The sequence below is a fragment of the Leifsonia sp. Root227 genome (genome assembly GCF_001428745.1).
Classification (GTDB): Bacteria; Actinomycetota; Actinomycetes; order Actinomycetales; family Microbacteriaceae; genus Leifsonia.
The window spans coordinates 327695-340426 of sequence record NZ_LMIO01000002.1; the positions used below are offsets into that span (position 1 = coordinate 327695).

Here is a 12732-nt window from a genome sequence, read left to right on the forward strand (position 1 = left end):
GAGTTCAGACTACGACACTCGCATGACGGCGCTGCGCAACGTTCTCTGTCGGCGGACGCCGGTACCGTTTCAGACATGACGATCCGAGGTTTCCGGCCGCGCCCCTCAGCGGGGCAGACCGCAGGAGACCTCGCTTCCCCGACCGAGCTGGACGACACGCAGGCGGCCGTCCTCTCCTTGCCGGACGGGGCATCCGGCTCGGTGATCGGGGCTCCGGGAACGGGCAAGACCACGACGCTCGTCGAGGCGCTGGCCGAACGCGTGCTCGAGCGCGGATACGCAACGGTCGAGGTGCTCGCGCTCAGCGCATCCCGGTCGGCGGCGACGCGCCTGCGCGACAGGATCGCGCTGCGGATCGGCGTTCCGACGAACGGCCCGTTGGCGAGGACCGCGACCTCGCTCGCCTTCCAGCTCTCCGGCGAGCGCGCACGGGCGAATGCCCAGGAGCCGCCCCGCCTCCTCACCGGAGGAGAGCAGGACCAGATCATCGCGGAACTCATCGCAGGCCATCTGGAAGACGGCACGGGCCCCGCGTGGCCGGAGCCGCTGGTCGCGGACGTGCGGCTGCTGCGTGGCTTCCGCACAGAGCTGCGCGAGCTCATGGCGCGCTGCGTCGAGCTCGGGATCACGCCCAGCAGGCTGTCCGAGCTCGGCGCGATCGCCGGTCACGACGAGTGGCGGGCGGCAGCACGGTTCATCGCCGAGTACCAGCGCGTCGTCGACAGCTATCGCGGCACCTTCGTCGACTCGGCCGAGCTGATCGCCGAGGCGGTGTCCGTCGTGCGTGCAGGCAGCTCGCTCGACCGGCTGCGCGCGATCTTCGTCGACGACCTGCAGGAGGCGACGCTCGCCACCGTCTCCCTGCTGCGCGCCTTCGCCGCCCGCGGCGTCGCCATCGTGGCCTTCGGCGATCCGGACGTCGCGTCCACGACGTTCCGCGGGGCTGAGGCGACGGCTATCGGCCAGCTCGAGGCACGGCTCGGCGTTCCTGTCGACAGGTTCGTGCTCGGCACAGCACACCGGCAGACGCCGGCGCTGCGCGACCTGACGACGCGGGTGACCGAGCGCATCGGCACGGCGGCGGCCGGTGTCCAACGGCTCGCAGCCGCAGGCAGGGATGCGCGCGCCTCCGGCCAGGAGGTCGTGCGGATCGAGGCGTCGTCCGCGCCTGCGGAGGCCGCGCGGCTCGCGCGACGGCTGCGCGAGCAGCACCTGCTGAACGGCGTGCCGTGGAACAGGATGGCGGTGGTCGTCCGCTCCGGCGCGCACGTCCCTGGCCTCGCCAGGTCGCTCGCCGTCGCCGAGGTCCCCACCAAGACCAGCGTGGCCGGCCGCGCGTTGCGCGACGATTTCGCCGCACGCCAGCTCATCACGGTCGTCGGCGTCGAGCTCGGCGCGGTCGAGCTCACGCCGTCCGTGGTCTCCGACTTGCTGCTCGGGCCGTTCGGCGGCCTCGACGGCATCAGCCTGCGCCGTCTGCGGCTCGCGCTCCGTCAGGAGGAGCTGGCCGGAGAAGGCAACCGCTCCGCCGACGACCTGCTGGTCGAGGCGCTCGGCGCTCCAGGTCGCTTCGCGACGATCGACTCAGCACCTGCGCGGCGCGCCTCCCGGCTCGCGGAGACCATCGCCGGAGGAAGCCAGAAGGCAGAGGGCGGCGCGACGATCGAGGAGCTGCTCTGGCACGCCTGGGAGCGCAGCGGCCTCGCCAAGCGCTGGCTGGAGCAGTCGGAACGCAGCGGCATCGTCGCCGACGAGGCCAACCGGCACCTGGACGGCGTCGTCGCCTTGTTCACCGCCGCCAGACGTTTCGTCGAGCGCTACCCGGAGCGGCCGGCGTCCGACTTCGTCGTCGAACTGCTCGGCGCCGAAGTGCCGGAGGACACGCTCGCCGCGCAGACGGCGGGCGAGGCCGTGCTGGTCTGCACGCCGAGCGCCACCATCGGCGCGGAGTTCGACATCGTCGCCGTCGCAGGTCTCCAGGAGAGCGTCTGGCCCAACCTGCGGCTCCGCGGCTCCCTGCTGCACCCGCAGAAGCTCGCGGACGCCAACGCGGGCACAACGTCGGACACTGTGGACGAACGCGCCCAGGTGCTCGGCGACGAGCTCAGGATGTTCGCGCTCGCCGTGTCCCGCGCCAGAACGCAGGTCATCCTCACGGCCACCGCCAACGACGACGAGCAGCCGTCGCCGTTCCTGCGCCTGGCGGCCGACCTCGCGTTCGACGACACGGACGACTCCGTGCATCCCCTGTCGCTGCGCGGGATGGTCGGGCGGCTGCGGCGTCGTCTGGTCACGACCGGCGCGCCCGACGCCGCCGACGCGCTCGCCAGGCTCTCTATCGCAGAGGTCGAGGGCGCGGACCCCGGCGATTGGTACGGCCTGATCGCCCCGTCCACGGAGGAGCCGCTGGTCGACCTCGACGACCCGGATGCGGTGGTGCGCGTGTCCCCGTCGCGCCTGGAGACCTTCGAGAAGTCGCCGCTCGCCTGGTTCGTGGATGCGATGGCGTCCTCCCCGAGCGGGCTCGCCGCCGGAATCGGCACGGTGGTGCACGCGGTGATGGAGCAGGTGAGCACCGAACCGGACGGCGACCTCAGCGTCGAACGGGTGTGGCGCGGCGTCGAGGAACGCTGGAACGAGCTGCAGTTCGAGTCTCCGTGGCTCGAGGAGAAGGAGCGCAGGCGCACCAGGAAGCTCGCAGAGGGGGTCTCCGAATACCTGCGTGACTTCGAGCGGGCAGGAGGCGCGCTGCTCGGTTCGGAGGGCGCCTTCGAGCTCACGGTCGGCCGCGCCATGATCCGCGGCACCATCGACCGCGTCGAACGCACACCGGAAGGAACCATCGTCATCGTCGACCTCAAGACGGGCAACACCGTGCCCACTGCTGCGCAGGTGGCAGGCCACGCGCAGCTCGGCGCGTACCAGCTGGCCATGGAGCACGGGGCGGTGGATGCGGCGGGCGATGCCCCGTCCGGCGGGGCGAAGCTGCTCTACGTGAGCAAGGGAGTGCGCGGCAAGGGCTACCGTGAGGTCGCGCAGGAGCGCGTCGACAGCGAAGCGCTCGACCGGCTCACGGCCCGCGTCGAGGAGGCGGCGGCCGGGATGGCAGGGAGCACGTTCGCCGGAGTGGTCGACCTCGGAGACAGGGACCCGCACGCGAAGTACGAGTACCGCATCCACCTGGTCCCGGCGGTCAGCGCATGATCGAGGAGAACGGCGACCGCCTGCTGGAGTGGGGGGCGGAAGAGGCGACGCTCGACTTCGTGGAGCAGGCGTTCACGCTGGCGCACGAGGAGCATCCACGCCCTGCGCGCAGGATCAGCGCGGTCGAGATCGCCGAGGCGTTGGGCCTGCCGAGCCCGACGCTGCAGCAGCAGGCCGTGATCGAGGCGCCGCTCGAGCCGGCGATCGTCGTGGCTGGGGCAGGCAGCGGCAAGACGGAGACGATGGCCAACCGGGTGGTCTGGCTGCTCGCCAACGGTCACGTGCGCGTTCCGGAGATCCTTGGCTTGACCTTCACCCGCAAGGCGGCGGGCGAGCTCGCGATCCGCATCAGGAAGCGCATCGAGCAGCTCGTCGCCTCCGGACTGACCGATATCGAATTCGATCCGTTCGACGCGCCGGAGGTGGCGACGTACAACGCGTTCGCCAACGCGATCTTCCGCGAGAACGCGCTGCTGATCGGCCGCGAGCCGGAGTCGGCGGTGCTCAGCGAGGCGTCGGCCTGGCAGCTCGCCAGGCGTCTCGTCGTGACGAGCACGGACGACAGGCTGGTCGAGCTGGAGAAGAGCGTCGACACCGTCACCTCCGCCGTCATCTCGCTGAGTCGCGCGCTCAGCGAGAACGTCGTCGACGCGGCGGACGTCGAGCGGATGACGGAGCGCTTCCTGACCATCGCCGACCTCCCGACCGGCAGCGGGCGGGTCAAGGAGCTGTACGCCTCCGTGCGCGCGGCGATCGCCGTCGTCGGCGCGCTTCCTCCTCTGCTCGACCTGGCGGAGCAGTTCGCCGCCGAGAAGGTGCGGCGCGGTTTCGTCGAGTACTCCGACCAGGTCGCGCTCGCCCTGCGCGTCAGCGAGCGCGTGCCGTCCGTCGCAGACGACTACCGTGCCCGCTACCGGGTGGTGCTGCTCGACGAGTACCAGGACACCTCCGTGGTGCAGACCCGGCTGCTGTCCGGGCTGTTCGGCGGTCAGGCGGTCATGGCCGTCGGAGACCCGCACCAGTCGATCTACGGCTGGCGTGGCGCGAGCGCGGCCAACCTCGGCCGGTTCTCGCTCGACTTCACCGGAACGCGCGACGGAGCGGCCGAGTACGCGCTGAGCACGAGCTGGCGCAACCCGACGAGCGTCCTCGACGCCGCGAACGCGCTGGTCGCGCCGCTGACGGCGAGCTCGCCGGTGCACGTCGAGCAGCTCCAGCCGCGGCCGGGAGCGGAGCATGGCGAACTGATCGCCGTCTTCGAGCAGACCGTGGCAGACGAGGCGGAGGCGGTCGCCGCGTGGCTGGGCGAGCGCCTGGCCACCAGGGATGCGCGGGGAGCCGTGCCGAGCGCTGCCATGCTCTGCCGCTCGCTGAAGAAGATCGACGTCTTCACGTCGGCGCTCTCGCGCAGGAACATCCCGTATCACGTGCTCGGTCTCGGCGGGCTGCTCGAACAGCCGGTGATCGCCGACCTGGTGAGCGCCATGCGCGTCATGCACGATCCGACCGCCGGCTCGGAGCTCATCCGTCTGCTGACCGGCGCACGCTGGCGCATCGGCCCGAAGGACATCGCCGCCCTCCGCAACGTCGCGTCCTGGCTCGCCGCCCGCGACCACCGGTTCCAGGAGCTGGACCCGGAGGTTCGCAGGCGTCTCCGTCAGTCCGTCGCGAGTGACGAGTCCGCCTCCCTGGTGGATGCGCTGGACTTCGTGGTCGAGGCCAAGGAGGGCCACTCGCAGCTCTCCGCGTTCAGCGAGGACGGACTGCACAGGATGCGCCTGGCCGGTCGTCAGCTCGACCACCTGCGCTCGCGGGTGGGCCTCGACCTTCTCGACCTGGTGACGCTCGTGCAGCAGGAGCTGCTGCTCGACATCGAGGTCGCGGCGAACGAGACGGCGCAGCTCGGGCAGGCGAGCCTCGACGCTTTCGCCGAGCAGGTGTCGTCCTACCTGGCGAGCGACGACCAGGCGACTCTCGGCTCGTTCCTGGCCTGGCTGGCGGAGGCGGAGCGCCGCGACAACCTCGCGCCGCGCAGCGAGGAGCCGGAGCCCGGCACGGTGCAGATCCTGACCATCCACGGGTCGAAGGGTCTCGAGTGGGACATCGTCGCCGTGCCTCGGATGGTCGACGGCGAACTTCCTGGCGCCCCGCAGAGCAAACGCGGCTGGTTCGAGTTCGGCGCTCTGCCGTACGAGTTCCGCGGAGACTCCACCGAACTGCCCGTGCTCGCCTGGCGCACCGCAGAGACGCAGAAAGACGTAGACGAGTCGATGACGGCGTTCGAGGAGGAGATCGTCGCCAGGCACGCGGCGGAGCAGCGTCGGCTGATCTATGTCGCCGTCACCAGGGCGAAGGAGCACCTGCTGCTCTCCGGCTCGTACTGGTCGACGCAGAAGAAGCCGCGCGGACCGGGCGCATACCTGCTGGAACTGCAGGCGGCGGGGCTGCTGCCCGACGACGCGTTCCCCGAGTGCGACGAGCCGGACGAGAACCCGTTCGCCATCGACGCCCAGACCGTGACCTGGCCGCTCGACCCGCTGGGCTCGCGCCACCAGAGGGTGCACGCCGCTGCGGCCGCTGTCCAGGCGGCGATCGAGCGAGGGCCCGGCGACGGCGGCGTGTACGCGAACGACCTCGACCTGCTGCTCGCCGAGCGCGCGCGCAGGGAGAGCGACGCCGGACTGGTCGAGCTGCCGACGCGCATCCCCGCCTCGCGGTTCAAGGACTACGTGTCGGACCCCGCGTCCGTCGCCGCAGCACTCCGCCGTCCGATGCCGGAGCGGCCGTACCGGCAGACGCGCCTCGGAACGCTGTTCCACGGCTGGGTGGAGCAGCGCTACGGCACACTCGCCGGCGCAGCGGACGTGATCGACGCCGCGGCGAACGAGCTGGACGATCCGGCAGGCGAGCTGCTCGAGGCCGAACAGCTCGCCGAGCTGCAGCGCACCTTCGCCGCCAGCGAGTGGGCGGGCCGCAGGCCGGACGAGGTGGAGATCGAGATCCACGTGACCCTCGCAGGGCAGGTGGTCGTCTGCAAGCTGGACGCGGTCTACCCGGCCGACGACGGCGTGCACAGCCACCAGATCGTCGACTGGAAGACCGGCAAGGCGCCGCGCGACGCCGCCGACCTGGAGCGCAAGCAGCTCCAGCTCGCGCTCTACCGGCTGGCGTACGCGCAGTACGCCGGGGTCGACCCGGAATCGATCGACGCCGTGTTCTACTTCGTGGCGGACGACGAGGTCATCCGGCCGGAGCGGCTCTACTCTGCGGAGGAGCTGCGGTCGCTCTGGTCGTCGTCGACGGGCTTCATCCCGCCGGCGTGACCGTATGCGTCCGAGTTCCGGTCGCCAGGAGTCCTGTCGAGCATCGCCTCGACGTCGTCGATCGCGAGGATCGGTCCCGTCGCGGTCGACAACGGGGTGACGGCGTTGCTGTGCACCCGGTCGACCAGGCCGTCGAGCATCCCGACGGCGTCGTCCACGATGCTCTGGTCGCGCACCTCGCGGCCGTGCAGCAGCCAGCGAGCGACCTCCAGTTCCGCGTAGAGCATCGCGCGCTGGGTGAACTGCCGGTCGGTGGCCACCTGGCGGGTGGAGGCGTACGCGCCGAGCGCGCCCTCCGTCGCCTCTGGGTTCATGGCGAGCAGCCAGTGCAGATCGCGGGCAGGGTCGCCGACGCGCAGCGCCGACCAGCCGAGCACGGCGAGAACGGTGTCGTCCTCGACCAGGAACGAGTCCGCCGTGAGCGCGCCGTTGACCACGGTCGGCTGGAACTGCCAGAGCGACTGGTCGGCGGACGCATCCCGCCAGCGGTCGCGCAGGGCACTCGGCAGGAGGCCGGTGGAAGCGGCGGACTCGATCAGCGCGGTGGTGGAGGTGTGGCACTCCGCCGCGCTCAGCACGGGAAGCCCTGCCTCGCCGACGAAGTTGGTCGGAAGGGTGTGGATGGCCGCGATGGCGTGCCCGATCGACCCGGCGAGCCCGTCGCCGGGCGGAATGTCGTCCACATCGATGTGGTGGCCGGGCAGGAAGTCGTAGACGATCGCTCGCGTTCCACCGACGGGTGCCTGGCCGAGGTAGCTCGGCACGTCGAACGGCAGACGGCTGCGGATGCCGGTCGTGAGAGCGCGGAGGGCGACGAGGTCGGCGCTCTGCTCGGTCTCCGCCGCCTGCGACGTCGGCACGCGGATGACCGAGGTCGCCCCGTCTCTGCCGCTGAGCAGCGCGGAGTCGAACTCGCCTGCGCCCCCGAGGGTGTAGCTGCGGGCACCGGAGACCTCGAGCCCCGGCACGGCCGAAGTGGCCAGCGCGGCTAGAGTGAGATGGGATCTGGCCATGCGCCAAGGTTAATTGGACTTCCCCGCGTGAGCCGTTCGCCACGCCCCGAAAGGACCTCGATGTCGCCCATCCCGTTCGATTCGCTGCCGCTCTCGCGTCACGCCGTCGACCGAGACCATGTGTCACGGTCGCGCCCTGCGCTCTTCGACGAGCTCTGGGAGGAGCCGTCGACCCGTGTGCTCGCGCTGTGGAAGGGCAGGGCGCTGCTCACGGCGGAGAGCGTCGAGGCTGCGACGCCCGCCGCCGACGGCTGGGGCTCATCCACTGCCGGGGGCGCGGCACTCGACCTGCTTCCCGTCGAGCGGGTGACCTCCGCGCTGGTCAGGGTGTACCTGGGTCGCACGCTCGTCGCCTCCGAACGCGAGCCGGTCGGCACCGCCGTCGTGCTCGAAGTGCTCACCGACGCCGCGGCGCAGGAGCTCGAACCCGACGAGGCCCGCTGGGGAAACCTCCGCACCGTCGCCACGGCCCTCACCGACCGGGATGCCGGCCTCTTCACCGAGGCGCTCGCGATCGCCAACTGGCACGCGTCGCACACCCACTGCCCGCGCTGCGGAACGCCGACCGTGGTGGAGCAGGCCGGCTGGGTGCGCCGCTGCTTCGAGGACGGCTCCGAGGTGTTCCCTCGCACCGATCCGGCGGTGATCGTCACCGTGCTGGATGCGGACGACCGGCTGCTGCTCGGCTCGAACGCGATGTGGGAGAACTCCCGGTACTCGCTGCTCGCCGGATTCGTGGAGCCGGGGGAGTCGTTCGAGTCCGCCGTGCAGCGCGAGATCTTCGAGGAGGCGGGCATCCGGGTGGTCGACCCGCAGTACAAGGGATCGCAGCCGTGGCCGTTCCCCGCGTCCGTGATGGTCGGCTTCACCGCCAGGCTCGCCGATGACCAGTCGCCGACGGGTCTCGCGCCGGACGGCGAGGAGATCCTCGACCTGCGCTGGTTCAGCCGCGCCGAGCTGTGGGATGCGCGTGAGCAGGTCATCCTGCCCGGCCGCTCCTCGATCGCCCGGGCCCTCATCGAGGACTGGTACGGCGGCTCGCTGGACGAGCCCCCAGCCGAGCCGTCGGCGGCGCAGTGAACCCGGACACGCTGCTCGACGGGCTGGACGCGCAGCAGAGGGTCGCGGCGGAGGCACTGCTCGGGCCGGTGTGCATCCTGGCGGGTGCGGGAACGGGCAAGACGCGCGCGATCACGCACCGCATCGCGTACGGGGTCGCCTCCGGCGCGTACGCGCCCAACCGGGTCATGGCGCTCACCTTCACCAACCGCGCCGCCGCCGAACTGCGCGGCCGTCTTCGTCAGCTCGGCGCAGCCGGGGTCGCCGCTCGCACCTTCCACGCCGCCGCGCTGTCCCAGCTGAACTTCTTCTGGCCGCAGGTGGTCGGTGGCCAGCTGCCGAGCGTGCTCGACGGCAAGGGCAGAGTGCTCGGTCACGCCGCCGAGCGTCTCGGACTGAAAGTGGACACCGCGACGCTCAGGGATGTGGCCGCCGAGGTGGAGTGGCGCAAGGTCTCCGGGCTCACCGTCGAGCAGTACGCCGCAACGGTCGCCGACCGCACGATCCCTGGCACCCTGACGGCGGATCAGCTGGTGCTGATGCTGCAGACCTACGAAGACCTCAAGGACGAGCGCAAGCAGATCGACTTCGAGGACGTGCTGCTGGTCTGCGCCGGCATGATCGAGATCGAGCCGGCCGTTGCGATGCAGGTGCGCGAGCAGTACCGCTTCTTCGTGGTCGACGAGTACCAGGACGTCTCCCCATTGCAGCAGCAGCTGCTCGACCTGTGGCTGGGCGGGCGCCGCGATGTCTGCGTCGTCGGAGACGCCAGCCAGACCATCTACTCGTTCGCGGGGGCGCGCAGCGAGTACCTGCTCGACTTCGAGCGCGCGCATCCGGGGGCGACAGTGGTGCGGCTGGAGCAGAACTACCGGTCGACACCCGCCGTGGTGAACGCGGCGAACCGGCTGATGCGCGGACGCGCTGGGGCGCTGACGCTGCACTCGGCAGCGGCAGCGGCAGCGGATACGGGCGCCGTGGATGCGGAGGAGCCGGGCACCATCCCAGCCCCGACCTCGCACGAGAACGACCGCGACGAAGCCCGCGCCGTCGCGCAGAAGATCGCCGCCGAGCTGGCCGGGGGAGCGAAGCCCGAGGACATCGCGATCCTCTATCGCGTGAACGTGCAGGCCGCAGCCATCGAGCAGGCCCTCGGCGATCTCGGGATCAGCTACCAGGTCCGTGGTTCCAAGCGGTTCTTCGACCTGCCGGAGGTGCGCCAGGCGATCATGTCGCTGCGCGCGGCCAGCGTTGCGGTCGGCGACGAGCCGCTGTTCAAGTCGGTCAGCGACGTGCTGCGCTCCCTCGGCTGGAGCCAGGAGCCTCCGGAGACGCGCGGCGCCGTGCGCGACCGCTGGGAGTCGCTCAACGCGATCATGGGGCTGGTGGACACGATGCCTGCCGGCACGTCGTTCCGCACGTTCACCGACGAACTCCTCACCCGCCAGGCCGGTCAGCACGAGCCGACGCTGTCGGCGGTCACCCTCGCGACCCTGCACTCGGCGAAGGGCCTGGAGTGGGAGTCGGTGTACCTGGTCGGCCTCAGCGAGGGTCTCGTGCCGATCAGTTACGCGAAGAGCTTCGAGCAGATCGACGAGGAGCGCCGCCTGCTCTACGTCGGCATCACCAGGGCGCGCAGCAGACTCCAGCTGAGCTGGTCGCAGACCGGGCAGTACGCCGGGCGCTCGTCGGTGCGCCAGCCGTCGCGGTTCCTCGCTGAGATGGCCCCGCCCGTTCCGGTGAATCGCTGAGCAGTCCGGCGTGCTGTCAGCGCTCCGGCGTCGGCAGCGTCAGGCAGCCGCACGCGGGATGCGGTTCCCAGCTCCGCTCCGCCCGAGCACCGTCCGCGTAGTCGACCGTCACGCTCGACCCGCTGAGCGAGCGCCCGCCGCCCAGCCGGTCGAGCACGGCGAACCCGGCGACACCGGCGGCGGCGCTTCCGATGAGTGGAGTCTCTCGCCGTGCATCCCTTGTGTGGAGCTGGGCGGCCATCGCGGGCCACGCAGGGTCGGCGTCCGTGCGGTGCAGGTCGACGCAGCCGAGGCACGGCCCAGCGCCGGGATCGACGAGCGGTCCGACGCGCACCCGTTCGTCGCCGAACACGACGGCGAGGTGCGGCACGTCCCTCCGCAGCCAGCGTCGGTGCCGCTCCGGTTCGATCGCGAACGAGCCGACGACGACCGCGACGGCGGCCGTGTCGACCGCCGGGTCGGTCCAGGACAGCCCGCTTCGCACGTCCACCCCTCCGGCGTCGAGCACTTCGATCAGTCGCGCGGCGGTGTGACCGGCGCCGTCGACCACGGCGACCGGACGCCCGCCGGCTCGCTCGCTTTCCTGCTCCGCGCCGCGTGGCACGGCGAGCACGGGCGCCAGCCGTTCCAGCAACCGCGCGGGAGCGCCGGCGTCGGCCCGCGCTCTCCGCGCCACCATCTGCAGGCCGGACATCGTGACGCCGGCCTCGAGCGCCACGAGCATCCGCTCGTCGGCGTTGCTCAGGTCGTCCAGCGTCAGGATCGCCCTGTCCACGCCGAACTGCAGGCTGCTCGGCGACCGCCAGACCCGGTGGATGCGTGGATCGAGTGCGTAGACCATCCAGGCATCATGCCGCAGATCGCCGAAGCCCGCAGAAGTTATCCACAGGCGCGCAGCGCACACGGAAAAGCGCCGCAGCCCGAGGGATGCGGCGCCAGGCGGGACGGGGCTGTCACTCCTCCGTCGGTCGCTCCGTGTCTCCGCGCAGGAGGTCGTCGAGCGCCTGGTCGATCGCGTCGCGCTCCGGCTCCTGGCCGTTCGCGGACGCGGTCAGGCGGGCGACGATCGCCGACGGGTCGTCGAGGTCGGTGGACTGGGGGAGCAGATCGGGGTGCGACCACAGGTCGTCTCTGGCCTCCTGGCCGACAGCATCCGTGACCGCCTGCCACATGGCCGCGGCGTCGCGCAGCCTGCGAGGGCGCAGCTCGAGGCCGACGAGCGTGGCGAACGCCGATTCGGCCGGGCCTCCGGACGCGCGGCGGCGGCGGACCATCTCGGCGATGGCGTCCGCCTTCGGCAGCAGCGTCGTGGCGTTGGCCGTGACCACGTCCACCCAGCCTTCGACGAGAGCGAGCACCGTCTCCAGGCGGGCGAGCGCTTCCTGCTGCTCCTCCGTCTTCGGCGGGATGAGCGCGCCGCTGACCATCGCCTCGCGCAGCTCTTCCGGGTTGGACGGGTCGAAACTCTCCGCCAGCTCTTCGAGCCGGTCGGTGTCGATGGTGATCCCCTTCGCGAACGCCGTGATCTGCGTGATCAGCTGGAGTCGCAGCCACTTGGCGTGGCGGAACAGCCTGGCGTGGGCGAGCTCGCGCACCGCGAGGTAGAGCTGCACCTGGTCGATCGGGATGTCGAGTCCGTCGCCGAACTCTGCGACGTTCTGGGGGAGAAGCGCCGCTTGGCCGTCCGCGAGGAGCGGGATGCCGATGTCGCCTCCCGAGACGACCTCCTTGGCGAGCTGGCCGACCACCTGGCCGAGCTGCATCGCGAACAGGGCGCCTCCGACGCTGCGCATGATCTGCCCGGCGTTGGCGAGCATCCCCTGCATCTCCTCAGGCGCCTGCTCGGTGAGCACACGGGTGAGCGCGTCGGAGATGCTGAGGGCGACGGGCTCGGCGAGCTGGGTCCAGAGCGGCATGGTCTGGCGTGCCCACTCTGCGCGGCCGATGAGCTGCGGAGGGCTGGTGAGCTCGGAGACCGTGGTGACCTGGTCGAGCCAGAGTGCTGCGACGTTGAACGCCTGGTCGAGGGTGGCGCGCTCGGCCGGGGTGACGGCGTGCGCTCCGTCCGACGCGAGCGTGCGCGCCTGCTCCAGGGAGAGATCCCAGTTGATGCCGCCGTCGGTGCTGCGCATCGCGTTCTGCAGCTGGCCGATCAGGGCCTGGATGCTCGCAGGATCGCTCGGAAGCCCAGCGGCTCCCGCGAGCTGGCTCGGGTCGATGGACGCGTTGCCGGAGAGCATCTCGCGCAGCAGGCGGGCCAGCTCGTCGTCCGGCTCCTGGTTGGGATCGTCGGCCATCGTTACGCCTCTTTCCTGTGGTCCGGCATTCAGGCTCGGAATCTACGCTAGACCGTGAACGACGGCGCAGGGTGAGAATTGGCCT

At 71.2% G+C, this 12732-nt stretch carries 7 protein-coding genes; 4 read left to right on the forward strand and 3 right to left on the reverse strand.

Going from position 1 to position 12732, the window contains the following annotated elements; genetic code table 11:
• Window positions 1-75 precede the first annotated feature (75 nt).
• Together ASE16_RS06480 and ASE16_RS06485 are read left to right on the forward strand one after the other, a co-directional pair.
• On the forward strand, window positions 76-3204 hold the full coding sequence (locus ASE16_RS06480; RefSeq protein ID WP_055892523.1) for an ATP-dependent helicase: 3129 nt from the start codon (window positions 76-78) through the stop codon (window positions 3202-3204).
• Window positions 3201-6527 (forward strand): ATP-dependent DNA helicase, encoded by a 3327-nt coding sequence (locus ASE16_RS06485; RefSeq protein WP_055892526.1) that lies wholly within the window; start codon window positions 3201-3203, stop codon window positions 6525-6527. Before ASE16_RS06480 ends, ASE16_RS06485 begins: the two co-directional genes overlap by 4 nt.
• Here ASE16_RS06485 and ASE16_RS06490 read toward each other — a convergent pair.
• Complete coding sequence (locus tag ASE16_RS06490; RefSeq protein ID WP_055892528.1) at window positions 6464-7540, reverse strand: phosphotransferase; 1077 nt, start codon at window positions 7538-7540, stop codon at window positions 6464-6466. The two genes, ASE16_RS06485 and ASE16_RS06490, sit on opposite strands and share 64 nt — an antisense overlap.
• Before the next feature lie 60 nt (window positions 7541-7600).
• Between ASE16_RS06490 and nudC the strand changes: the two genes are divergently transcribed.
• Window positions 7601-8620: an NAD(+) diphosphatase gene (nudC, locus tag ASE16_RS06495; protein WP_055892531.1), complete on the forward strand. Its 1020-nt coding sequence runs from the start codon at window positions 7601-7603 to the stop codon at window positions 8618-8620.
• Window positions 8617-10350, forward strand: coding sequence for an ATP-dependent helicase (locus ASE16_RS06500; protein WP_157480173.1), 1734 nt, complete (start codon window positions 8617-8619; stop codon window positions 10348-10350). The genes nudC and ASE16_RS06500 overlap by 4 nt, the downstream gene beginning before the upstream one ends.
• A gap of 16 nt (window positions 10351-10366) precedes the next feature.
• Here the strand turns inward: ASE16_RS06500 and ASE16_RS06505 are convergent, their stop codons facing one another.
• Window positions 10367-11191, reverse strand: a complete 825-nt coding sequence (locus tag ASE16_RS06505) for a hypothetical protein (RefSeq protein WP_055892535.1) — start codon at window positions 11189-11191, stop codon at window positions 10367-10369.
• Between the two features lie 112 nt (window positions 11192-11303).
• The gene (locus ASE16_RS06510) at window positions 11304-12647 is read right to left on the reverse strand and encodes a zinc-dependent metalloprotease (protein ID WP_055892537.1); all 1344 of its coding nucleotides are present in this window, start codon (window positions 12645-12647) and stop codon (window positions 11304-11306) included.
• Window positions 12648-12732 lie beyond the last annotated feature (85 nt).

Coding starts and splice junctions, on each gene's coding strand:
- ASE16_RS06480 (WP_055892523.1), top strand. CDS start 76: ATGACGATCCGAGGTTTCCGGCCGCGCCCCTCAGCGGGGCAGACCGCA.
- ASE16_RS06485 (WP_055892526.1), top strand. CDS start 3,201: ATGATCGAGGAGAACGGCGACCGCCTGCTGGAGTGGGGGGCGGAAGAG.
- ASE16_RS06510 (WP_055892537.1), bottom strand. CDS start 12,647: ATGGCCGACGATCCCAACCAGGAGCCGGACGACGAGCTGGCCCGCCTG.
- nudC (WP_055892531.1), top strand. CDS start 7,601: ATGTCGCCCATCCCGTTCGATTCGCTGCCGCTCTCGCGTCACGCCGTC.
- ASE16_RS06490 (WP_055892528.1), bottom strand. CDS start 7,540: ATGGCCAGATCCCATCTCACTCTAGCCGCGCTGGCCACTTCGGCCGTG.
- ASE16_RS06505 (WP_055892535.1), bottom strand. CDS start 11,191: ATGGTCTACGCACTCGATCCACGCATCCACCGGGTCTGGCGGTCGCCG.